At 72.4% G+C, this 19,962-nt stretch carries 20 protein-coding genes and 1 pseudogene; 8 read left to right on the top strand and 13 right to left on the bottom strand.

Going from position 1 to position 19,962, the window contains the following annotated elements; genetic code table 11:
* Positions 1-8 precede the first annotated feature (8 nt).
* On the top strand, positions 9-167 hold the full coding sequence (locus tag ACWCXC_RS00830; RefSeq protein ID WP_450886377.1) for a hypothetical protein: 159 nt from the start codon (positions 9-11) through the stop codon (positions 165-167).
* Positions 168-380: 213 nt separating this feature from the next.
* Positions 381-539 (top strand): annotated as a pseudogene (locus ACWCXC_RS00825) (maleylpyruvate isomerase N-terminal domain-containing protein); the annotation flags it as partial.
* Between the two features lie 89 nt (positions 540-628).
* On the opposite strand, the gene ACWCXC_RS00820 reads toward ACWCXC_RS00825, so the two are convergent.
* Positions 629-1,027, bottom strand: a complete 399-nt coding sequence (locus ACWCXC_RS00820; RefSeq protein ID WP_450680887.1) for a MerR family transcriptional regulator — start codon at positions 1,025-1,027, stop codon at positions 629-631.
* Positions 1,028-1,083: 56 nt separating this feature from the next.
* Here ACWCXC_RS00820 and ACWCXC_RS00815 point away from each other — a divergent pair, with 56 nt between their 5' ends.
* Positions 1,084-1,707 (top strand): RBBP9/YdeN family alpha/beta hydrolase, encoded by a 624-nt coding sequence (locus ACWCXC_RS00815; RefSeq protein WP_450680886.1) that lies wholly within the window; start codon positions 1,084-1,086, stop codon positions 1,705-1,707.
* Between the two features lie 19 nt (positions 1,708-1,726).
* On the opposite strand, the gene ACWCXC_RS00810 is transcribed toward ACWCXC_RS00815, so the two are convergent.
* The 3 genes from ACWCXC_RS00810 to ACWCXC_RS00800 are packed head-to-tail and all read right to left on the bottom strand — an operon-like array spanning position 1,727 to position 3,354.
* Complete coding sequence (locus tag ACWCXC_RS00810; RefSeq protein ID WP_450680885.1) at positions 1,727-2,314, bottom strand: hypothetical protein; 588 nt, start codon at positions 2,312-2,314, stop codon at positions 1,727-1,729.
* A gap of 18 nt (positions 2,315-2,332) precedes the next feature.
* Entirely contained in the window at positions 2,333-2,572 is a 240-nt protein-coding gene (locus tag ACWCXC_RS00805) for a DUF397 domain-containing protein (RefSeq protein ID WP_450680884.1), read from the bottom strand.
* Positions 2,569-3,354 carry a helix-turn-helix domain-containing protein gene (locus tag ACWCXC_RS00800; RefSeq protein WP_450680941.1) on the bottom strand — a complete coding sequence of 262 codons (786 nt, stop codon included), beginning with the start codon at positions 3,352-3,354 and terminating at the stop codon, positions 2,569-2,571. The genes ACWCXC_RS00805 and ACWCXC_RS00800 overlap by 4 nt, the downstream gene beginning before the upstream one ends.
* Positions 3,355-3,850: 496 nt before the next feature.
* On the opposite strand from ACWCXC_RS00800, the gene ACWCXC_RS00795 reads away from it, so the two are divergent.
* The 3 genes from ACWCXC_RS00795 (at position 3,851) to ACWCXC_RS00785 (ending at position 6,762) form a co-directional block, all read left to right on the top strand.
* A complete protein-coding gene (locus ACWCXC_RS00795; RefSeq protein WP_450680883.1) occupies positions 3,851-4,873 on the top strand; it encodes a MarR family transcriptional regulator in 1,023 nt (340 codons plus the stop codon).
* Between the two features lie 121 nt (positions 4,874-4,994).
* Positions 4,995-6,275, top strand: a complete 1,281-nt coding sequence (locus ACWCXC_RS00790) for an outer membrane protein assembly factor BamB family protein (RefSeq protein ID WP_450680882.1) — start codon at positions 4,995-4,997, stop codon at positions 6,273-6,275.
* Positions 6,276-6,438: 163 nt separating this feature from the next.
* Entirely contained in the window at positions 6,439-6,762 is a 324-nt protein-coding gene (locus ACWCXC_RS00785) for a hypothetical protein (protein WP_450680881.1), read from the top strand.
* 35 nt (positions 6,763-6,797) lie between these two features.
* On the opposite strand, the gene ACWCXC_RS00780 is transcribed toward ACWCXC_RS00785, so the two are convergent.
* The 6 genes from ACWCXC_RS00780 to lspA form a co-directional block, all read right to left on the bottom strand.
* A complete protein-coding gene (locus ACWCXC_RS00780; protein WP_450885770.1) occupies positions 6,798-7,736 on the bottom strand; it encodes a DUF1963 domain-containing protein in 939 nt (312 codons plus the stop codon).
* A gap of 47 nt (positions 7,737-7,783) precedes the next feature.
* The gene (locus ACWCXC_RS00775) at positions 7,784-8,404 is read right to left on the bottom strand and encodes a TetR/AcrR family transcriptional regulator (RefSeq protein WP_450680879.1); all 621 of its coding nucleotides are present in this window, start codon (positions 8,402-8,404) and stop codon (positions 7,784-7,786) included.
* Positions 8,392-9,129, bottom strand: a complete 738-nt coding sequence (locus ACWCXC_RS00770; protein ID WP_450680878.1) for an enoyl-CoA hydratase family protein — start codon at positions 9,127-9,129, stop codon at positions 8,392-8,394. Before ACWCXC_RS00770 ends, ACWCXC_RS00775 begins: the two co-directional genes overlap by 13 nt.
* 227 nt (positions 9,130-9,356) lie before the next feature.
* A complete protein-coding gene (locus tag ACWCXC_RS00765) occupies positions 9,357-11,054 on the bottom strand; it encodes a hypothetical protein (RefSeq protein ID WP_450885767.1) in 1,698 nt (565 codons plus the stop codon).
* A gap of 99 nt (positions 11,055-11,153) precedes the next feature.
* On the bottom strand, positions 11,154-11,723 hold the full coding sequence (locus ACWCXC_RS00760) for a GNAT family N-acetyltransferase (RefSeq protein ID WP_450680876.1): 570 nt from the start codon (positions 11,721-11,723) through the stop codon (positions 11,154-11,156).
* Positions 11,724-11,869: 146 nt separating this feature from the next.
* Positions 11,870-12,424, bottom strand: a complete 555-nt coding sequence (gene lspA, locus ACWCXC_RS00755) for a signal peptidase II (protein ID WP_450885764.1) — start codon at positions 12,422-12,424, stop codon at positions 11,870-11,872.
* A gap of 203 nt (positions 12,425-12,627) precedes the next feature.
* Here lspA and ACWCXC_RS00750 point away from each other — a divergent pair, with 203 nt between their 5' ends.
* Positions 12,628-13,170: a hypothetical protein gene (locus tag ACWCXC_RS00750; RefSeq protein WP_450885762.1), complete on the top strand. Its 543-nt coding sequence runs from the start codon at positions 12,628-12,630 to the stop codon at positions 13,168-13,170.
* Positions 13,167-14,675: a caspase, EACC1-associated type gene (locus tag ACWCXC_RS00745; RefSeq protein ID WP_450885760.1), complete on the top strand. Its 1,509-nt coding sequence runs from the start codon at positions 13,167-13,169 to the stop codon at positions 14,673-14,675. The genes ACWCXC_RS00750 and ACWCXC_RS00745 overlap by 4 nt, the downstream gene beginning before the upstream one ends.
* A gap of 113 nt (positions 14,676-14,788) precedes the next feature.
* Here the strand turns inward: ACWCXC_RS00745 and ACWCXC_RS00740 are convergent, their stop codons facing one another.
* From ACWCXC_RS00740 to ACWCXC_RS00730, 3 genes are all read right to left on the bottom strand, one after another.
* Positions 14,789-16,378, bottom strand: coding sequence for a 4-coumarate--CoA ligase family protein (locus ACWCXC_RS00740; RefSeq protein ID WP_450885758.1), 1,590 nt, complete (start codon positions 16,376-16,378; stop codon positions 14,789-14,791).
* 270 nt (positions 16,379-16,648) lie between these two features.
* Complete coding sequence (locus ACWCXC_RS00735) at positions 16,649-17,809, bottom strand: acyl-CoA dehydrogenase family protein (RefSeq protein ID WP_450885756.1); 1,161 nt, start codon at positions 17,807-17,809, stop codon at positions 16,649-16,651.
* A 76-nt stretch (positions 17,810-17,885) separates the two neighbouring features.
* The gene (locus ACWCXC_RS00730; RefSeq protein WP_450885754.1) at positions 17,886-19,958 is read right to left on the bottom strand and encodes an ATP-binding protein; all 2,073 of its coding nucleotides are present in this window, start codon (positions 19,956-19,958) and stop codon (positions 17,886-17,888) included.
* Positions 19,959-19,962: the final 4 nt, after the last annotated feature.

Genomic DNA, 19,962 nt, shown 5'->3' with positions numbered 1-19,962 from the left:
GGAACCGCCTGGTTGGTTCCCGGCCGGCCGCGAACTCCGGCCGGGCGGTTCCTGGCCGACCCGTCCATCAGCCCGGCCCTGCGGGCGGCGCCAGTGCCGCTCTCGACGACAACACACCCGAGGCGCTGCGCTACTTCCTGGAAGTCGGCAGGTACGAGGCAGCCTGACCGTACGGCGCCGCATCACGGCGTGGCGCCCGGGTGGCGGCTCCTGCCGGCACACCTGGGCGCCGTACGCCGGCAGTCTGTGCGCGGCCGCCCGCGCCTCTGTGGGCCGGGGCCCGCGCGGCAGGCCCTGGGGGCGGAAGGGCGAATGACCGCACACCCGTGATCGCTACGATCAACGACATGGCGGACATACGCGCATGAGACGCAAGTGCGCTGAAGATCACCGAATCCTTCGTCAACCAGGTGAACCCCGGCATGCTCGACCGGCCGACGCCCTGCGGGCAGTGGGCGCTGCGGCAGTTGCTGGCGCATATGACGGGCCAGAATTACGGTTTCGCGGCGGCGGTGGAGGTGACGGCCGCGTTCGCCGAAGAGGGCGTGCTGGAGCGTTCGTTCTGGCTCCCGGAGATCCGTGGCGGTACGGGACGCGGAGGACGCGACCGATCTGCTCGGCCGGATCCTCACGCTTCTCGGACGGTCACCGGGTTGGCCGGAGAGCTGACGGGGGCGGGACGGGCGGAGGCGAGCGCCGAGAGGCGCTGCCTCGTTTCCCTGATACGGGTCTCCTCGGCGTCGAGGCGTTGTTCCAGGGCATCCAGTTCAGCCCGGAGACCGGGGCACATCTCCAGGGTCACCCCGTGCTCGCCGGAGGTCGCGCAGTCGAGATAGCGGCGGATGACCGCCGTCCCGACCCCTGCGGCGATCATCGTCCTGATGCGGGCCACGCGTAGGACATCGGCCTCGGAGTACGCCCGGTATCCGTTGCGGTCACGTTCGGGGACCAGCAGTCCGCAGTCCTCATAGTGGCGCAGCGCCCGTGCTGACACGCCTGTCAGCACGGCGAGCCTACTGATACGCACCCTTTCCTCCCGTGACTTGACCTTCACGCTGACGTGAAGGCATACCGTCCAGCGCCATGACACCGAAGACAACCCGGCAGCGGGCCACGATCATCCACGGCTACGGGGCGACGCCCGAGGACCACTGGTTCGGCTGGCTGGCCGCACGGCTGGACGCCCGTGGCATCCCCACGACCGTCCCCGCCCTCCCGGACCCCGCAGCGCCCGACCCCGACCGCTGGCGGGCAGCCGTGGCGGACGCCGTCGGCACCCCGGACGAGGACACCGTCCTGATCGCGCACAGCCTGGGCTGTGTGACGGCCCTCCGCCATCTCTCGTCCCTGACGGGACGGTGGCGTATCGGCGCACTCGTGCTCGTCGCGGGGTTCACCGACACGCTGCCGGCCCTTCCGGCCCTGGACTCCTACATCGACTACATCGACCGCATCGGCGGGCCCCTGGACCCGAGCGCGATAGCCGGCCACGTCGACCGCCTCACCGTGCTCCGCTCGGACGCGGACCCCTACGTCCCACCGGGCCACACCGACCGCCTCGCGGCCCTCCTAGGCACGACGGCCCGGATCGTCCCCGGAGCGGGTCACTTCCTCGCGTCCGACGGGGTGACGTCGCTCCCGGCAGCCCTCGCGGCGGTGGCACCGCACCAGGACGACCTCCGCGAGGCCGGGCCGATGCCGGCCTGACCCCACCACGACGCTCGCCCTACAGCTTCCCCCGCAGGACGACCGTCCGGTGCCCGCCCAGCGCGCGGCCGAGGTCCCGGGTGAAGTCGAAGGTCAGCTCGGCCCAGTTCCAGAAGGTGAGCCCGAGGTGGCCGCAGACGAAGTAGTCGTCCTCCCAGGTCCAGCGGTCGACCCCGGAGGGCCGTTCGCAGGCGGGGCAGTGGACGAGGCCGGGGCCGCCGCCCTCGCTCCACTCCTCGAAGGTGCCTTTGAACGGGTCCCAGGCTCCGTCGATCTCGTTCCAGCTGTCGTCCACGAAGCGGACGTCGGTCCGGCAGAGCGGACAGCGGGCGGCTTCCGGTTCGCCCTGGCCGCTGTCGAAGACGGTGCGCCCGGTTTGGATGCGGAGCCCGTTGGACCACAGGTTCACGGGCTCCGGATCGTCCACGGCACGGGCGTAGTGCGGGCCGGGTGCATGCCCGAAGCCGCCCCCGCCGAGCACGCAGTCCGTACGCTCGGCGGCGACGATCCCCTCGGCCACCAGCCAGTCGAGCGCGCGGGCGCCGAGACCGGCGGCTTCGTCCTCCGTGGCATCGAGGTCCACGACGGTCTGGAAGTAGTCCCCCACGTCCGGCCCGCCGCCCTCTCAGTTCCCGACGTGCGCGGTGAACGCCGCCCACGCGGCGGGCGCGATGCCCAGCTCGGGGCCCTCGGGGTTCTTGGAGTCACGGACGTGGACGGCGGAGGGGTGGGCGGCGACCTCCACGCACTGGCCGCCCTCGTCGCCGCTGTAGCTCGACTTCCGCCACTCGTAGGCGACTTCGAGGCACGCCCCACCCTCGTCGCCGCTGTAACTGGACTTGAACCACACACGTGCAGTGCTCATTGGTCTCCCAGCAAACGATCCAACAGCCTCAGGGTCTCCTCAGGACTGAGGGCCTGAGCTCGCAGCATCGCATATTTCTGGGCGAGGATGCTGATCTCGTCGGGGTCCGCTACGAGCATGCTGCCGCGCTGGGTTTCGGAGTACGCGAGCTGCTGATAGTCGGGCGTCTCCAGGAGAATGAACGGCCCGTTCAGGCCCGCGTGAACACGCGAGTTCAAGGGCAGCACCTGAATGCTGACCCCGGGAAGCTCGGCGCACGCCCGCAGGAATCGCAGCTGATCCCGGTGCCCCTCGTCATCAAGGAGCTGGAGCATCAGCACCGGCTCCCAGATCACGAAACTGATGGTCGGCGGCGAGGCCCGGTGCAAGATCTCCTGTCGCTCTAAACGGGAGGCGGTCTGCTCGGCGATCTGCTCCGCACTGAACACCGGAACCCGGTTCCGGAACACCGCCCGCGCATACGCCTCCGTCTGAAGCAGCCCCGGCAGCACCTGGTTGTCGAACCAGGAGAGGGACAGCGCCGTTCGTTCCAGGTCCATGTACTGCTCGGCCCAGGCCGGGATGAGGTCGATCTCGGGCAGGTGCTTCACGGCGGTTTCGAGGGCGCCCTTGGTGGAGAGCAGCTCATCCAGCCGGATCGCGAGGTCGGGGACGAGGGCGCGGCGGCCCTGTTCGATCGAGGCGATGGTTTCGGGCTGGACGCCTACGAGATCGGCCAGTTGTGCCTGGGTCAGTCGGGCCTCGACGCGGAAGCGGGCGACGAGTTTGCCTACGAGCTTCATGGCCGACGCGTTCTTGCGCTGCCAGTTCCTGGGGTGCATACGGTCCCCATTGCCCATGCCGACCCGTACTTCACGCCTGCCCGACCCGTACAAGAAATCTGTACGGGTGGAGGCCCGGGGGACGCCCCGAAGCTCGGGGCTCGGCGCCCAAAACCCGGGTCCCGGGTGTCGAGCTTCGGGACACGCCCGTACGTGTCCGGCCTCATCGTGACCGCAGGTCGGCCCGGGGCTCGGATCTAGGGATACGGGCTCCGAGGCGCGAGCCGCGAGGTTCGAGCGCCGCTTTTTAACTGGGCTGGAAATACAGGGGGTTAGGGAAACCCTCCCCGCCTCCCCTACCCGTAACGGCGAGCAAGTATGACTAATGGTGACGGCTTGCGACGGAACGTGGCGGCTGTCTACGGTGCGAGAACACAGACCAAGACGGCCCCGACAGGTGTAGTCACACCTACCGGGGCCTGACCCGAGATCAACCGACCCTAGAAAGGCCGATCTCATGGCTGCACACGACCTTAGCCCCGCCCCGCTCGCGCCCGCAGGACCGGCCCCGTACCCGATGGCCAATCCCGGTTACGGCAAGCGCGACGCCCCCGGCCAACCCCCCTCCACATCCTCCGATTTCGCCCTCCTCCCCGCGCGCGAGCGGTACATCGCCGGGTTCATCGAGCGGCTGCCCGAGGGGGCGTCGATGAGCGTGAAGAGCCTCGCCAAGCAGCTCCCCCTCTACGGCCAGCAGGCCATCGCCTCCGCCCTGAAGGCCCTCTCCGTCGCCGGACATCTGCGTCGCGTGCGGTGTGTGGTGAGCACGGGGGGCGAGGTGCGGTGGGTGTTCCGTACGTACTGGTCCCGCAAGGCCCGTGACAACGAGTGGTGGGCGGGGCAGGCGACGGCAACGCCCGAGGCGGTATCCGTGGCGGTGCCGGAGGCCCTTGCCGCCGCCCCCGTACCGGAGCCCGTTCGCACCCCGGAGACCATCGCCGTACCCACTCAGCGCACACCTCCCCCGCCTCCCGCACCTTCCACACCCCTGACACCCCCTGCACCTCCCGCACCCGCGGAGCCCCCGGTCTCCCCCGCGTACCAGGCGCTCACCCAGCTCGGCCGTCTGGACGCCCGGCTGCCGCTCAGCGCGGACGACTGCGCGTATCTGGCTCCGTTGGCCGCCCAGTGGCTGGCGCGGGGTGTCAGCACGGAGTACCTCGTCCAGGCGCTGACGGCCGGGCTGCCCGCGAAGGTGGGGTCGCCGCGAGGTTTCACGCGGGACCGGCTGCTGAAGAAGATCCCGCCCGCGCCGCCGTCGGAGCCCTCCCCCGCCGATGTCGCCACGGCCACCACCACCGAGTACGCCATGCTGGAGTGCACCTCCTGCCGCGTCCCGGGTCCCGCCGACGCCCTGCCCGACGGCCTGTGCCGCCCGTGCCGGGAGCCGGAGGCGCCCGAAACGGTGAGCGGCGCGGAGGACGAACGGGACGTCCACGCACTCGTGGACGGACTGCGGGGGATGCTCAGGAACCGGTGAGTTCCGCGCGATCGGCAGATGCCGACGGGCCGTCATGAGGTTTTATGCGCAGGACCGAGCATCCACAACCCCACTAGGCTTCCCCGGAATTGACCACACGGGGAGGACCACTGTGCGAGTGATGCACCGGCATGCCGTCCATCTGACTCTCGCGATCGCGCTGGCGGGCCTCGGCCTGGCCGGCTGTTCCGGCGGGTCGTCCGGGAAGGACGCGGATGCGGACGCGGCGGCTCCCGGGGCAGCGGGGGCGGCGAAGCCGCCGGTCAAGGCGAAGGCGTACGATCCGCCGACCACGTTCGGGAAGAGCGTGCAGCTGCCCGTGGACGAGGACATCAAGGACTGGGGCTTCGCCTTGCGCGGGCCGACGCTGTACCACCGGACCTCCGCGGCCCTCGACGCCTACGACACCGGCTCCGGGCGCAGGCTCTGGTCCTCCGACATCGGCCGCAAGGACTACTACACCGGCAAGGAGGGACAGCCGAGCGACGACCAGACCATCCCTCCGGTCTTCGCCGAGCAGGACGGGCACACCGGTGTCCTCTTCGCGTACGCCGACGACACGAAGGGCTCGGGCACCACGCCGGACCGGACCGATGTCTATCTGCGGTCCGTCGACGCCGACACCGGCAAGGTCTCCTGGACGGCCCGCCTGCCGGCGCCGAAGGGCGCGACCGTCAGCTATCTGGAACCGGCCGTGATCGGTGCCGAGGACGGTACGGCGGTCGTCAGGGTCTTCACCGACACGAACCCGACCCCCAGCGAGGACGGCGAGAGCGCCACCACGTACGCCGTCGACCTGAAGACCCACCGGACCGTCTGGCAGAAGGAGGGCTTCTCCGGCAGTGCGCTGGACAGCGGTGTCGTCGTCGGCGCCCAGCTCGGCCCCGAGGCCACCTTCCAGGTGCTGACCGGCTGGAACTCCCAGAAAGAAGACCTCGCCCTCACCGGACTGGCGCTCGCGGACGGCGCCCAGCGCTGGAAGCAGGGCGGCCGTTCCGGCGTGGACATCGATCAGGTGGGCGGCGGATTCTTCATCGCGGGCTCGCTCCGCGACAGCCGTACCGGCGCACTCGTCCCCGGCGGAGAATCCGGCGACTTCTTCCACTGCCACTACGACCAGAAGTCCGTGGTCGTCTGCGACAACAAGGAAGCCGTGCACGGCATCGACGCCCAGACCCACAAGGTCCTCTGGACCATCTCCGAGGACGACCCCTCCCGGAAGAAGCCCGAGGTCAACAACGCCTTCCACGGCGCCGTCTACGCCTCCGCCGGCACCGACGGCGTCATCCTCGACGCCCGCACGGGCAAGGACCGCGGCCTCTACGAGGGCGCGAGCGGGTACGTGATGAACGAGTACGCGTCGGTGGACATCGACCTGGAGGTGAACCCGGCGACGGGGTGACCGACGGGCCCACACCGGTCTGCGGCCGGCCGCACCCCCGGCGGGTGCCACGCCTCCGATTATTGGTGGTCTGCGGCGCCGAGGCGACGGAGCGCCATGGCGTCCACAGCCTCAGGAGCGCGGCGCGGAACTCCGCCATATCGGTCAAGGCGTCAGGGGGACCATGTACTTCGACGAGAACGAGCCGCAGGACGTCCGCGACCGGCGCCTCGCCGCTGAGCGGGCGGAGCGCAGGGCGCGGCGGCAGGCGCATCGGCTGGCGGCGCCGGTGGTGCTGACGGAGGCGCATTTCGGTGCGGGGCTCGTGGCCGTGGTGCTGGTCGTGCTCGCCGTGGTCGGGCAGTTCCTGGTGATGGGGGTGGTCGGCGGGGCGGTGCTGTTGCTGTTCGTGGCCGCCCTGGTCCGGGCCCGGGTGGATGGCGACCGGGGCGGTCACGCGGTGCGGCGGGCGTACCGGGCGGCGTTCATATGGGCGGAGTTCGTGTAGGCGTCACCCGGTCGCGGACGGTGCGGACGGGCCGGTCAGGGCGCCTCGAAGACGGTCATGGGCAGGGCCTTGTCCAGACGTAGGGCGGCCAGGTCGTCGTGGCGGATCACGAAGGTCGTGCAGTACTCCTCGTAGGAGCGGCCCTGAGTGGCGAGGGATATCCACTCGGTGGCGAGGCGGTGGGTCTCCTTCTCCAGGTGGGTGGGCCACTGGGCGGTCGGGATGGGCGGGATCTCGCCCGCCTTCTCGCGTCCCGCGAGGGTCTGTTCGGCGAGGTGGCCGATGACCCCGTGGTCCACGTAGCCGCCGAGGGCGATGCCGCCGGCGGAGGGCCAGAGGTCGTGGGCGAGGGTGCGGAGGTCGTCCAGGTGGGGCAGTTCGTCCTCCATGTACTGGGCCAGCCCCTGCTGGAAGGGGGACATGTCGTCCCACTCCAGGTCCTCCCAGAACTCGTGCCAGTCCTCGTCCTCGTCGCGTTCCTGGAGCCACAGGGGGAGTTCGGACCGGAGGGCGGCGGTGACGCCGAGGGGTTCGCGGAACCAGGAGGGATCGGGGGCTTCCACGAGGACGGTTTCGGTGCCGTGGGGTACGTGGACGACGCGGGCGTAGCGCCCGGTGGTGTCCTCGTGGTCCTTCTCCTGGTCCACGAAGAAGAGGAGCGTGCCGTCCGCCGGCAGGGGGAAGCCGTCGACGCGCGGCAGTGCCCCGCAGTCGACGGAGAGGAGCAGCGGCAGGGGGGTCCCGTCGGCGGACGGCCAGGCCGTGCCCGCCGGGAGCCGGGGCAGGCCGCCGAGGTGCCCCACCACGGGGCCGCGGGCGCCACTGCCGCCTTCGCCACTGCCGCCTTGGCCACCCTCACCGCCGCCCGTGGAGAGCCCGATCGTCAGACGGAGGTGCTGGGTGAAGCGGCTGATCTCGTCGTCCGGGATGCCCGACTCAAGGGCGGCCCGGCGGAACTCTCCTCGGTGATCCATGACCGAGAAGATAGGCCCCGCCACCGACATCGGGGCGGGCCGCACCCTCACTCCAACGCGCCCTCCACCAGCGCCGCCCACTGCGCGACCACCCGGCGGCGGCGGGCGGTGTCGTCGGTGAGGACGTTGGCGAGGCCGAGGCCGCGGGCCATGTCGAGGAGGCCCTGAACGGTTTCGCGGACGCCGGGGCGGGATTCGTCGGCGCGGAGGAGCGTGAGGGCGATGCGGTGGGTCTCGCGGCCGACGCGGGCTTCGAGTTCCGTGACGCGGGGGCGGAGTTGGTCCTCGTTGGAGGCGGCGACCCAGAGCTGGAGGGCGGCGCGGAAGAGGGGGCCGGTGTAGAGGTCGACCAGGGCGGCGACGACGTCGGCCCGGTCCTGGACGGGCAGGGCGCGCAGGGCGGCGGAGCGTTCCTCGGCGACGTACTCGACGGCGGCGGTGAACAGGTCCTCCCGCGTGGGGAAATGGTGCTGCGCCGCGCCCCGGGAGACGCCCGCGCGCATCGCGACGACGGAGACCGTCGAGCCCGCCCAGCCGTGCTCGGCGAGGCAGGAGACGGCCGCTTCCAGAAGACGGAGCCGGGTGGCCCGGCTGCGGTCCTGTTTGGGGGACTTGGGGCTCGCGGGACCCGCGGAGTTCGTGGAGTTCGTGGGGCTCACAGCAGCCATGCGGGGTCCCTGCGTTCCAGGAAGGCCGTCACGCCCTCCCGGGCCTCGTCGGAGGCGAAGAGTGCCGCTGAGCGGGCGATGAGGTCTTCGGCGTACTGGTCGAAAGTCCTCCGCACAGTAGCCGTGACCAGCTCCTTCGACACGGCCAGCCCCTGGGGCGAGGCCCGGCGCAGTCCGTCGAGCACGGGGACGAGCGCCTTGTCCACGTCGTCGGCGGCCAGGGTCACCAGGCCGGTCCTGGCGGCCTCGGTCGCGTCGAAGCGTTCGCCGGTCAGGTAGTAGCGGGCCGCCGCGCGCGGGTCCATGCGGGGCAGCAGGGGCAGGGAGATCACGGCGGGGGCCAGGCCGAGGCGGGACTCCGTGAGCGCGAACGTCGCCTCCGGGCCCGCGACGGAGATGTCGCACGCGGCGAGGAGCCCGAACCCCCCGGCCCGTACGTGTCCGGTGACCCGGGCCACCACCGGCTTCGGCAGCGTCACGATCCGCCGCATCAGCGCGACGAAGTCGTGCGGGTCCGCCGGCGCCTTCAGGTCCGCCCCCGCGCAGAACGTCGTGCCGGTGTGCGTGAGGACGACCGCACGGACCGCGTCGTCCGCCGCGCAGGCGTCCAGGGCCTGCGACAGCTCGTCGACCAGGGGGGCGCTCAGAGCGTTGCGGTTCGCCGGGGAGTCCAGCGTGAGGGTGGTGATCCCGCGTTCGTGGGCGGGCGGGGCGAGATGGGGCATGATCGCTCTCCTTGCTGCGGGGCGGCGGGCTCCTTGCTGCGGGGCGGCCCGCTCCTTGCTGCGGGCTCCTTGCTGCGGGGCGGCCCGCTCCTTGCTGCGCGCTCCTCGCTGCGGGCGGGCGCCTCGCCGAGCGTGGCAGCAGCGGCAAGAACAAGCAAGCGTGCTTGCATGCTTTCTGGCTGCGGGGCCCGGAGCCACGGTGTCCGGCCCCGGGCCCCGTCCCCTCGCTACCGGCCCTCCAACTCCAGCGGCGGGTTCGGCTCGTTGTCGTCCTTCATGAAGTCCTTCATGCCCTGCCACATCGAGCGGGCCTGGTGAACGGTGGCGCCCCGGGCGTCGGCCAGGATCTCGGGGCGTTCGCCGAAGCCCGCCGGGAGGGGCGGGAGGCCCAGCGCGTCCAGGGTCCGGATGAGAAGTTCGCCCGGGTCGCCCGGGTCGCGCAGCAGCCGTGCCACCTCGCGTACGTCTCCGCCGCCGGAAGCCGCGACGAGGAGGCCGGCGTGTTCGTGGGCGGTCTCCTGGGCCGGGGTGCTGCCGGGGCCCGCCCAGGTGTGCCGGACGGTGGTCCTGCCCTTGGTGACGACGGTGAGGCCCCGGGATTCGGACGACGTGTGCTGCGCGACCAAGGTGGTCAGTCCGGCCGCGTCGAAGGCGGTCTCGGCGACCTGGGCCAGTCCTTCGAGGCGCAGCAGCGTGGCGCGGCGCCCGCGTTTGCCGGGCGTCTCCTGCGAGGGGGCGGACTCCATCAGCGTCCAGCGTCCGGCCGGGGCGAGGCGGACCGTCGCCCCGCACAGCATCAGTTCCTTCGAGGCGCGCTGCGGGTTGGTGGGGACGTACGCGATCTCCAGGGCGGCCCGCGGCTGCGCGGACTCCGGCAGGGGGACGGCGGGGGCGGGGACGGTGCCGTTGCGGGGGATGGAGGCGGCGAGCGCGGCCCGGGTCTGGTCCCGGATGGTGACGAAGCTTTCCAGGGGGTCCCCCGCGTACGCCCAGGGGAACGAGGTGGCGTACCGGCCGATGGAGCGGTAGACGTCCAGCGCTTCGGTCCAGCGATTCAGGCGGTTGAGTTCCCACACCAGGTGGTTGCGGACCAGCCGTGCCTCCCGGTCCTCGGGCGGCCGGGAGGCGGAGTACGCGAGTGCCGTGGCGATGATCGCCTCGACCCGTTCCGGGCCGGGGACCCCGTCCCGGTCCCGGGGCGAACTCCTCTGCGTGTCCAGGCCGACTTCGAGCAGCGCGACGACCTCCAGGGCGCGGAGTGCGGAGCCCTCGGGGGCGTCGGCGGCGACGCGAGCCGCGTAGTCGAGCATCTCCCCGTGGCTGCCGTACCACTTGGCGGCCAGGAACTGCACGGCGTTGGTGTGGGTGGACATGTGGTGGGGCGCGCGGCTCAGCGCCTGGCGCAGGCAGTCGTCGAAGACCTCGCGCGGTGCCCCGGCCCCGAGGCAGTGGGTCAGGACCGCGGTCCACGGGACCGGGTCGTCCGGGGACGCCTCGACGGCCGCCTCGATGACGGGCAGCGCGTCGTCCAGCAGCGCGTGGAAGGCGCGAAATCGCTCGGTGCCCACATCTTTCGCGTACGCCGCCGTGCGGACCTTCCACGCCTCCCTGATCCGCCGGCACGCGTCGACGACCAGTGCGTCCGGGTCGTCCGGCGACGTGGCGAGCCAGGCCGCGAGCCAGGCCCCGTCGTCCACCGCGCTCTCGGCGAGGCTCCACACGCACTCGTCCCGCAGCGTCCAGTCCGCCTCTTTCCGCGTGGCGGCGAGCAGCGCGCGGACCGGTTCGTACGCCCCCCGGCGCGCTGCGGCCAGAGGCTCGACGGCGCGCTCCTGCGGCGCGTCGAGCACGACCGCGTGATCCGGGACGAGCCCGACCCCCGTCGCCTCCAGATGTCTGACGATGCGCCCCACCTTGCCGAACATGTACGCCCCCTCGATCGGGCCACCCCGTGTGGCCGGCCCGATCGTCCCACCGGGGCCCCCGCGTACGGAAGATCATGGTGGCCGAGCACTGTCACGGGCTCAGCGGCCCGGCCGGTCCACGAGGTCCGCCGCGAGCGCGGCGTAGATGTACTCACTGCCCCAGCGGTCCCCGTCGAGGTCGTTCTCCACGAGGTGGGCCTCCCGGCGCATCCCCAGGCGCTCGCAGACCCCCACCGATCCGGCGTTCTCCACGTCCAGCCGGGCGTAGAGCCGGTGCACGCCCAGGGTGTCGAACGCGAACCGGGCCAGCGTCCCGGCCGCCTCGGTCGCATAGCCGTGCCCCTCGTGACGCGGGTCCAGGGTCCAGCCGATCTCGGCCTGTGCGGCGCGGGCGTCGGCCAGCGACAGGCTCACCTCCCCGAGGAGTGCGGGGTCGTCGCGCCGGCACACGGCCAGCGACACCTTGTCCCCGTCGCTCCTCCAGACCGTCTGCGCCGCCCGCTCGGCCGCGACCTGCCCGCTGCGCTCCCGGGTGTGCGCCGGCCGGTACAGATAGCGCGCCACGCTCGCCAGGCCCTGGTACGCGTACAGCGCGTCGGCGTCGTCGGCGGTGAACAGGCGCAGGGACAACCTGGGCGTGGTCATCGGCAGCAGCGGGGCGATGTCCATGCGGACCTCCGGGACGCGAGGGGGATCATGATGCGGAGCGATCCTCGCATCGCGGCCGGCGGGGCGGCCAGGCGATATCGGCCCCGGGGCCCGTGGAGTGCCCGCCCGCCTTCAGGGCGCGCCGGGCCAGGTGACAGGGGCAGGAACTACGCCCCGCCCGGGATCTTCCCGGCGGCGTCGCCGCTCGCGGGCCCCGCGACGGCGGGCTCCTCCGTCGGGCCGCTCCGGAAGGACAGGACGACAGCCAGGACGCAGCCGCAACTGATGGCCCAGTCGGCGAGGTTCATGACGCTGAAGTCGCGGACGGCGATGAAGTCGACGACGGCGCCCTGGAAGTTGCCGGGGGCGCGGAAGAGGCGGTCGGTGAGGTTGCCGAGGGCACCGCCGAGGAGGAGGCCGAGGGCGACGGCCCAAGGGGTGCTGGTGAGGCGGCGGGAGTAGCGGACGACACCGACGACGACGGCCGCGGCGACCACCGTGAAGACGATCGTCGTCGCCTCCCCCATACCGAAGGCCGCGCCGGCGTTGCGCTGGACCCGGAAGACCATCCAGTCCCCGATCACCGACACCGTCGTCCGCCCTGCCAGCTTCGCGACGACCGCCAGTTTGCTGCCCAGGTCGACGGCGTACGCGAGGGCGGCGACCGCCCACAGCGGCCAGAGGCGCCCGGGGGCCGGGGAGGGGGTGTCGTTCGCCGTCACGTCGGGTCTCCTCGCGTTCCTGGTCCTGCGCGCGCCGGGGCGGCGTTCCTCTCCGAGGAACGTGCCCGGGTGCACCGCCGGTTCCCCGCCCCGGGCCCGTTCGGCGCGATGCCGTTTCAGCGGGGCGGGCACGGTTCGGCGTCTAGACTTGTCGTCGCGGACGAACGGGGGGACTTGTGGAGCCAACGGGCCGGGTGCGTGTGGTGGTGACCGGCGGTCGCGACGCGGACGCGGACGAACTCGCCTTTCTGACCGGGCAGTTGAGGAGGCGTCTCCTCGAACTCGACGTCGAGGACGTCCGGCACGAGCGGTCCGGGCTGTCGGCGCCGCAGGGCGCCAAGTCCGGTGAGCTGATCGCGGTCGGCGCCCTCGTGGTCAGTCTCGCGCCGACCCTGCTGCCGCCCGTACTGGGCCTGGTGGAGACCTGGATGCGCAGCCGCCCCGTCCGCACCGTGAAGATCGAGGCGGACGGGCGGGTGCTGGAGCTGGGCCATGCCTCGCCGGAGCAGCAGCAGCGTCTGGTGGAGGCGTTCCTGGCCGGAGCGGAGGCCGGGCCGGCGGCCGGGTCGAGCACCGCACCCGCCACGGCGGCCGTCCCGCCCGGGACGGCGGCCACCGAGCCCGTGACGGCGGCCATCCCGCCGGGGGCGGGGACCACCCCGCCGGGGGCGGCGGCCATCACGCCCGGGGCGGACGGTGAGGCGCCGCCCACCGCCGCGCCGCTTCCGGGGGCGGGCTCGTCATGAGCGGCTCTCCCTGGGGCACGGGCCTCAGGGACGCTCTCCTCATCGCAACGGGCACCTACGACGACGGTACGCTGCGCACGCTGCGTTCCCCGGGGCAGGACTGCGCGGTCCTGGCGGACGTGCTCGCCGATCCGGCGATCGGCGCGTTCCGCACCGAGCAGGTGAAGGACGCCCCCGCCCATCAGGCGATGCGCGCCATCGAGCGCTTCTTCCGGAACCGCAGCCTCAGCGATCTGCTGCTCCTGCACGTGTCGTGCCACGGCATCAAGGACGACGACGGCCACCTCTACTTCGCGGCCCGCGACACGGACCCCGATCTGCTCGCCTCCACCGCCGTTCCGGCCGCGTTCCTCCGGGACCGCATGGACCGCTGCCGGGCCCGCACGATCGTCGTCATCCTGGACTGCTGTTACAGCGGGGCGTTCCTGCCCGGGGCGAAGGGCGATCGCCACGTCCACGTCAACGACGAACTCGCCGGCCACGGACGGGCCGTCCTGACCGCCACCAACCGCACCGAGTACGCCTGGGAGGGACATCACGTCGAGTCCGTGTCCCCACAGCCCTCCCGGTTCACGGGTGCGCTGATCGAGGGCCTGCGCACGGGCGACGCCGACCTGAACGGCGACGGCCGCATCACGGTGACCGAACTCCACGAGTACGTCTACGAGTCGCTGCTCCGCTCCGGGGCACGGCAGCACCCCCGCATCTGGCTGGACCAGGAATACCAGGTGACGATCGCCCGGGTCGCGGCGCCCGCCCTCGGCCCGCTTCCGGACCCGCCCGACCCCGGCCCGCTTCCGGACCCGGCCGCCCCCGGGAGCCCGCCGGGCGGCGCGGGCTCCGCCCCGGAAAACCCGGTACGGCCCTATGCGCGCCCCCAACGCGGCCAGGACGCCAAGGTCCGGCTGGCGTGCTCGCTGGAGGAGACCGGGCTCGGCACGCAGAAGGACCTCACCATCGAAACGGCCGCGGTGTGCGCGCTGTGCGCGGGCTCCGGCTGGGGCTCCACCCCCACGCGGTGCCAGGACTGCGAAGACGGCAAGCGGGCGGGGCAGGTGAAGACCTGCCGCACCTGCCGGGGGCGGGGTCTCGTCGGCGCCTGCTGCCCCAAGTGCGAAGGTCAGGGCCGCGCGCCCTTCACCCGCACCCTTACCGTGAAGATCCCGGCCGGGGTCGACCACGGAACACGCATCCGGTTCGCGGGCGAGGCGGAGGCCGGCACGTGCGGTGGGCCTGCGGGCGACCTCTACGCCGAGATCGTGGAGCTGAAGCACCCGGTCTTCGAACGCGACGGCGACGACCTGCGCTGCTCGGTCGCCATCTCCCACGCCATGGCGGAATCCGGGGGGACGCGGGATCTTGACACTCTCGACGGCAAGCGGACCCTTCGCATTCCGCCGGGCATCCACGACCGGGCCGTCATCCGGTACAAGGGGCTGGGAGCCACGCACCTCCGCGAAGGCGGTCGGGGGGACATCCTTGTCCGCGTCGACGTACGCGACTGAGCCTCCCCGCCGCCGGACCGGGCGGCACGTACGGCACCCGAGCGGACCCCCGGAGGAACCGGACGGGACCCCGCCGCGCCGCACGCGCCACCCAGCCGGCCCAATAGGGGCTCTCAGCCCCGCCCCGGCTCCCGCTCCCGCAGCTCCCTCCGCAGGATCTTCCCCGAGACCGCGCGCGGCACGGCCTCGATGAACTCGACGGCGCGGATCTTCTTGTACGGAGCGACGCGTTCGGCGACCCAGGCCGTCAGGGTCTCCTCGGTGAGGGCGGTGTCGGGGGCCGGGACCACGTACGCCTTCGGGATCTCGTTGCCCTCCGTGTCGTTGACGCCGATGACGGCGGCGTCAACAACGTCGTCGTGGGAGAGGAGGAGGGCTTCGAGTTCGGCGGGGGCGACCTGGTAGCCCTTGTATTTGATGAGTTCCTTGACGCGGTCGACGACGAAGAGCCAGCCGTCCTCGTCGACGCGGCCGATGTCGCCGGTGTGGAGCCAGCCGTCGGGGTCGATCATGGCGGCGGTGGCGTCGGGGCGGCCGAGGTAGCCCTTCATGACCTGGGGGCCCCGGATGAGGATTTCGCCGGGGGTGCCGGGGGCGGCGTCCTGGTCGGGGGTGTCGAGGGAGACGATGCGCATCTCCGTGGAGGGGAGAAGGGTGCCGACGGCGCCGGGGGGCGGGTTCTCGGCGGCCAGAGGGACGACGTGGGTGCCGGGGGACAGTTCGGTCATGCCGTAGGCCTGGCGGACGGGCGGGAGGCCCAGGCGGCGGGAGCAGGCGGTGGCGAGGTCCGCGTCCAGGGGGGCGGCGGCGCTGACGATGTACTCCAGGGAGGAGAGGTCGTAGCGGTCGACCACCGGGTGCTTGGCGAGGGCCAGCACGATCGGCGGCGCCACGTACAGGCCGTTGATGCGGTGGTGCTCGATCGCGGCGAGGAACTGCCCGAGGTCGAAGCGGGGCAGGACGACGACCGTCGCGCCCGTACGCAAGGGGGCGTTCATCAGGGCCGTCAGCCCATATATGTGAAAAAAGGGCAGAACCGCCAGGATGCGGTGGCCCGTGCCCAGGGGGATGAACGGGGTCAGCTGTTCCAGATTCGTGGCCATGGACCGGTGGGTGAGCATCACGCCCTTGGGGGTGCCGGTCGTGCCCGAGGAGTACGGGAGGGCCGCGACGTCCTCGGCGGGGTCGATGGCGACCATCGGCTCGGGGGCGTCCCCGATGAGCATGTCGAGAACGGAGGCGTGGCCCTCCGCCTGGTCGCAGACGAAGATCTCCCGGATGCCACCGACGAGTTCGGCGGCGCGGCGGGCGGTGGCCAGGAGCGGGGACACGGTCACGATCCAGCGCGCGGAGGAGTCCCGGAGCTGCTTCGCGAACTCCTCCGCCGTCGCCAGCGGATGGACCGTGGTGACCGTGGCACCGGCCCGGGTCGCCGCGAAGAACACCGCCGGGTAGGCGATCGTGTTGGGGCTGTGCAGGGCCAGGACGTCGCCCTTCACCAGTCCGGCGGCGGCGAAGCCGGCGGCGATCCTGCGGTGGAAGCCGTCCAGCTGCTTGTACGTGAGGCGCCGGGTGTCGTCCGTCCCGTCGATCAGGGCGACCGTGTCGCCGAACTCCTCGGCCGCGTGGCCGAGGACCGCTTCGTGGATCGCGGTGTCGAGGGGCTGGACGTCGGGGTACTCGCTCCGGAACACGTGCGCCATGCGATGGGTCCCTTCGGTGCGGATGAGCGGGTCCCGGCCGGGCGGGGGTGGGCCGGCCGGTCCCGTACGACGCGTGGGAGGTGGGCGTGCGCTGCCGCCGTGCCGGGGCGTCCCCGCACGGTGTGAAGGGACAGGATGGCGTCCGCCGGTGCGCCTTGGGGAGACCCCGGGGGTGACGAAATGCGCGGGCGGGCGGGTTCCGGGGACGCGGTGATGCCCGTGCCGGCGGGTTCCGGGCCCCCAGGAGCCGCGCGTACGAGCCGGGAGCCGTCAGTACGACTTGGGGAGCCCCAGGGACTGGTGGGACACGTAGTTGAGGATCATCTCCCGGCTGACGGGGGCGATCCGGGCCACCCGCGCCGCCGTGATGAGGGACGCGAGGCCGTACTCACGGGTGAGGCCGTTGCCGCCGAGGGTGTGCACGGCCTGGTCCACCGCCTTCACGCACGCCTCGCCCGCCGCGTACTTCGCCATATTGGCGGCCTCGCCCGCGCCGATGTCGTCGCCGTCGTCGTACAGGCGGGCGGCCTTCTGCATCATCAGCCGGGCCAGTTGCAGTTCTATGTGGGCCTGGGCGAGGGGGTGGGCGATGGCCTGGTGGGCGCCGATGGGCTCCTTCCACACCTGCCGGGTCTTCGCGTACTCGACGGCGCGGCCGAGCGCGTACCGGCCCATGCCGATGCCGAACGCGGCGGTCATGATGCGTTCGGGGTTGAGCCCGGCGAAGAGCTGGAGGAGGCCCGCGTCCTCGTCGCCCACCAGCGCGTCGGCGGGCAGCCGCACGTCGTCCAGGACGAGTTCGAACTGCTTCTCCGGGGCCTGGAGTTCCATGTCGATCCGCGAGCGCTGGAATCCGGGCGACTCGCGCGGGACGATGAAGAGGCACGCCTTGAGCTTGCCCGTCCTGGCGTCCTCGGTGCGGCCGACGATGAGGGTGGCGTCCGCGATGTCGACGCCGGAGACGAAGACCTTGCGGCCGGTGAGGACCCAGTCCGTCCCGTCGCGGCGGGCGGTGGTGGTGATCCGGTGGGAGTTGGAGCCGGCGTCGGGTTCCGTGATGCCGAAGGCCATGGTGAGGCTGCCGTCGGCGAGGCCCGGCAGCCACTGGCGCTTCTGCTCCTCGGTGCCGAAGCGGGCGATGACCGTGCCGCAGATCGCGGGCGAGACGACCATCATCAGGAGGGGGGAGCCGGCCGCGCCCAGTTCCTCCAGGACGATGGAGAGTTCCGCCATCCCGCCGCCCCCGCCGCCGTACTCCTCGGGGAGGTTCACGCCGAGGTAGCCGAGCTTGGCGGCCTCGGCCCACAGTTCGCGGGGGTGTCCCTCCTCGCGGACGACGCCGGTCATGTAGTCGCGCCCGTAGCGCTTCCCCAGGGCGGCGACGGCCGCGCGCAGGTCCTGGTGCTCTTCGGTTTCGAGGACGGTGCTCATGGCTGCGGTTCCTCCTGTGCGTCGAGGGCGGTGCTCATTGCGTGCGGTTCCGCCTGTACGTCGAGAGCGGCGGTGCTCATGCGTGCGGCTCCGCCCCTGCGTCGGCGGCGATGCTCATTGCGTGCGGTTCCGCCTCTACGTCGGTGACGACGGCGAGCAGCGCGCCCACCTCCACCTGGAGGCCGGGTGCCGCGTGCAGGGCGGTGAGGGTGCCGGCGGCGGGCGCGAGGATGCGGTGCTCCATCTTCATCGCCTCCAGCCAGATCAGCGGCTGCCCGGCGGTGACGGGCGCGCCGGGGGCCAGTCCCTCCGCGAGGCGGACGACGGTGCCGGGCATCGGGGCCAGCAGCGAACCGGGTTCGGTGCGCTCGGCCGGGTCGGTGAAGCGGGGCAGGGCGGTGAAGGCGTACGCACCGGACGCGGTGTCCACGTACACCCGGTCGCCGGACGCGGTGTCCCCGTGGTCCCCGTCGCCGTACGCCGTGATGTCGAAGTGGCGGGTGACGCCCCCGGTTTCGAGGGTGACGCGGTGCGGGGAGGCGGCCACGACGCGGGGTGCGCCGTCGGCGGCGAGGGTGGGGCCCGTGCGGGTGCTGCGGTACGCGACGGCGTACTCCCGGCCGTCCGGCTCGCTCCGGTAGGTGCGCCGCTGCGGCCGGGCCGGCACGTTCCGCCAGCCGCCGAAGCGGCTCACGCCTCCGGTGGACGCGGTGCGGGCGGCGGCAGCGAGGGCGGCGGCGGTGGCGGCGAGACGGGCGCCGGATTCGTCGTCCTCCTGGGTCAGGGCGGGCAGATGGCGGTCGTAGAAGCCGGTGTCCAGGCGGGCGTCGGCGAAGTCCGGGTGGCGCAGGGAGCGGACCAGCAGCGTGCGGTTGGTGACCGGGCCGTGGATGCGGGCGCGTTCCAGGGCGCGGGCGAGCAGACGTACGGCCTCGGGGCGGGTCGGGGCGTGGGCGACGACCTTGGCGAGCATCGGGTCGTAATGGACGCCGATGGTGTCACCCCCGGTGTATCCGGTGTCCAGACGGAGCCCGGGGATCTGCGGCAGATCGAGCGAGAGCAGTGCTCCGGTCTGTGGCTGCCAGTCTCGGGACGGGTCCTCGGCGTAGAGCCGGGCCTCGACGGCGTGCCCGGAGGGCTCCGGGGGTACGGGGGCGGGCAGCGGGCCGCCCTCCGCGATCCGCAGTTGCAGGGCGACCAGATCGACGCCGAACACGGCTTCGGTGACGGGGTGCTCGACCTGGAGGCGGGTGTTCATCTCCAGGAAGTACGGCCGGCCGTCGGCCGTCACCAGGAACTCGACCGTGCCGGCGCCCCGGTAGTCGACGGCCCGCGCGGCGGCCGTCGCCGCCTCGTGGAGCCGTGCGCGCAGGGCGTCGTCGAGTCCGGGGGCCGGGGCCTCCTCGATGACCTTCTGGTGGCGGCGCTGGAGGGAGCAGTCGCGGGTGCCGAGCGCCCAGACGGTGTCATGGGCGTCGGCCATGATCTGGACCTCGACGTGCCGGCCACGCTCGACGTACGGCTCGGCGAACACCTCGTCGTCCCCGAACGCGGACAGTGCCTCGGCCCGTGCGGCGGTCAGTTCCCCTTCCAGCTCCGCCGCGTCCCGTACGATCCGCATCCCGCGCCCGCCGCCCCCGGCCGCCGCCTTCAGCAGCAGCGGCAGATCGGCGTCGGTGGCGGCGGCCGGGTCGACGGGGGCGAGGAGCGGGACCCCGGCGGCGGCCATCAGCTCCTTGGCCCGGGTCTTGGACGCCATGAGTTCGATGGCCTTGGGCGGCGGGCCGATCCAGCGGAGCCCGGCGTCCTGGACGGCGGCGGCGAACGCGGCGTTCTCGGAGAGGAAGCCGTAGCCCGGGTGGACGGCGTCGGCCCCGGCGGCCAGCGCGGCGGCCACCACGAGGTCCCCGCGCAGATAGGTGTCGGCGGGGGCGGCGCCCGGCAGACGCACGGCGGTGTCGGCCTCGCGGACGTGCAGGGCCCCGGCGTCCGCGTCGGAGTACACCGCGACGGTGGCGATGCCGAGGTCCCGGCAGGTGCGGAAGATCCGGACGGCGATCTCGCCCCGGTTGGCGACCAGAAGACAGGTGATGCTGGAGGAAGTGGTGATGCTGGAGGAACTGGTGATATTGGAGAAACTGGTGGTCATCTCA

This window comes from Streptomyces sp. NPDC001515, from assembly GCF_053597115.1.
Note: the sequence above shows the minus strand (reverse complement) of the source record. Positions and strands in the feature narration are given on the sequence as shown.

Coding starts and splice junctions, on each gene's coding strand:
- ACWCXC_RS00770 (WP_450680878.1), bottom strand. CDS start 9,129: ATGCCCCATCTCGCCCCGCCCGCCCACGAACGCGGGATCACCACCCTC.
- ACWCXC_RS00730 (WP_450885754.1), bottom strand. CDS start 19,958: ATGACCACCAGTTTCTCCAATATCACCAGTTCCTCCAGCATCACCACT.
- ACWCXC_RS00735 (WP_450885756.1), bottom strand. CDS start 17,809: ATGAGCACCGTCCTCGAAACCGAAGAGCACCAGGACCTGCGCGCGGCC.
- ACWCXC_RS00800 (WP_450680941.1), bottom strand. CDS start 3,354: ATGAAGCTCGTAGGCAAACTCGTCGCCCGCTTCCGCGTCGAGGCCCGA.
- ACWCXC_RS00785 (WP_450680881.1), top strand. CDS start 6,439: ATGTACTTCGACGAGAACGAGCCGCAGGACGTCCGCGACCGGCGCCTC.
- ACWCXC_RS00775 (WP_450680879.1), bottom strand. CDS start 8,404: ATGGCTGCTGTGAGCCCCACGAACTCCACGAACTCCGCGGGTCCCGCG.
- ACWCXC_RS00780 (WP_450885770.1), bottom strand. CDS start 7,736: ATGGATCACCGAGGAGAGTTCCGCCGGGCCGCCCTTGAGTCGGGCATC.
- ACWCXC_RS00795 (WP_450680883.1), top strand. CDS start 3,851: ATGGCTGCACACGACCTTAGCCCCGCCCCGCTCGCGCCCGCAGGACCG.
- ACWCXC_RS00815 (WP_450680886.1), top strand. CDS start 1,084: ATGACACCGAAGACAACCCGGCAGCGGGCCACGATCATCCACGGCTAC.
- ACWCXC_RS00790 (WP_450680882.1), top strand. CDS start 4,995: ATGCACCGGCATGCCGTCCATCTGACTCTCGCGATCGCGCTGGCGGGC.
- ACWCXC_RS00740 (WP_450885758.1), bottom strand. CDS start 16,378: ATGGCGCACGTGTTCCGGAGCGAGTACCCCGACGTCCAGCCCCTCGAC.
- ACWCXC_RS00805 (WP_450680884.1), bottom strand. CDS start 2,572: ATGAGCACTGCACGTGTGTGGTTCAAGTCCAGTTACAGCGGCGACGAG.
- ACWCXC_RS00765 (WP_450885767.1), bottom strand. CDS start 11,054: ATGTTCGGCAAGGTGGGGCGCATCGTCAGACATCTGGAGGCGACGGGG.
- ACWCXC_RS00760 (WP_450680876.1), bottom strand. CDS start 11,723: ATGGACATCGCCCCGCTGCTGCCGATGACCACGCCCAGGTTGTCCCTG.
- ACWCXC_RS00745 (WP_450885760.1), top strand. CDS start 13,167: ATGAGCGGCTCTCCCTGGGGCACGGGCCTCAGGGACGCTCTCCTCATC.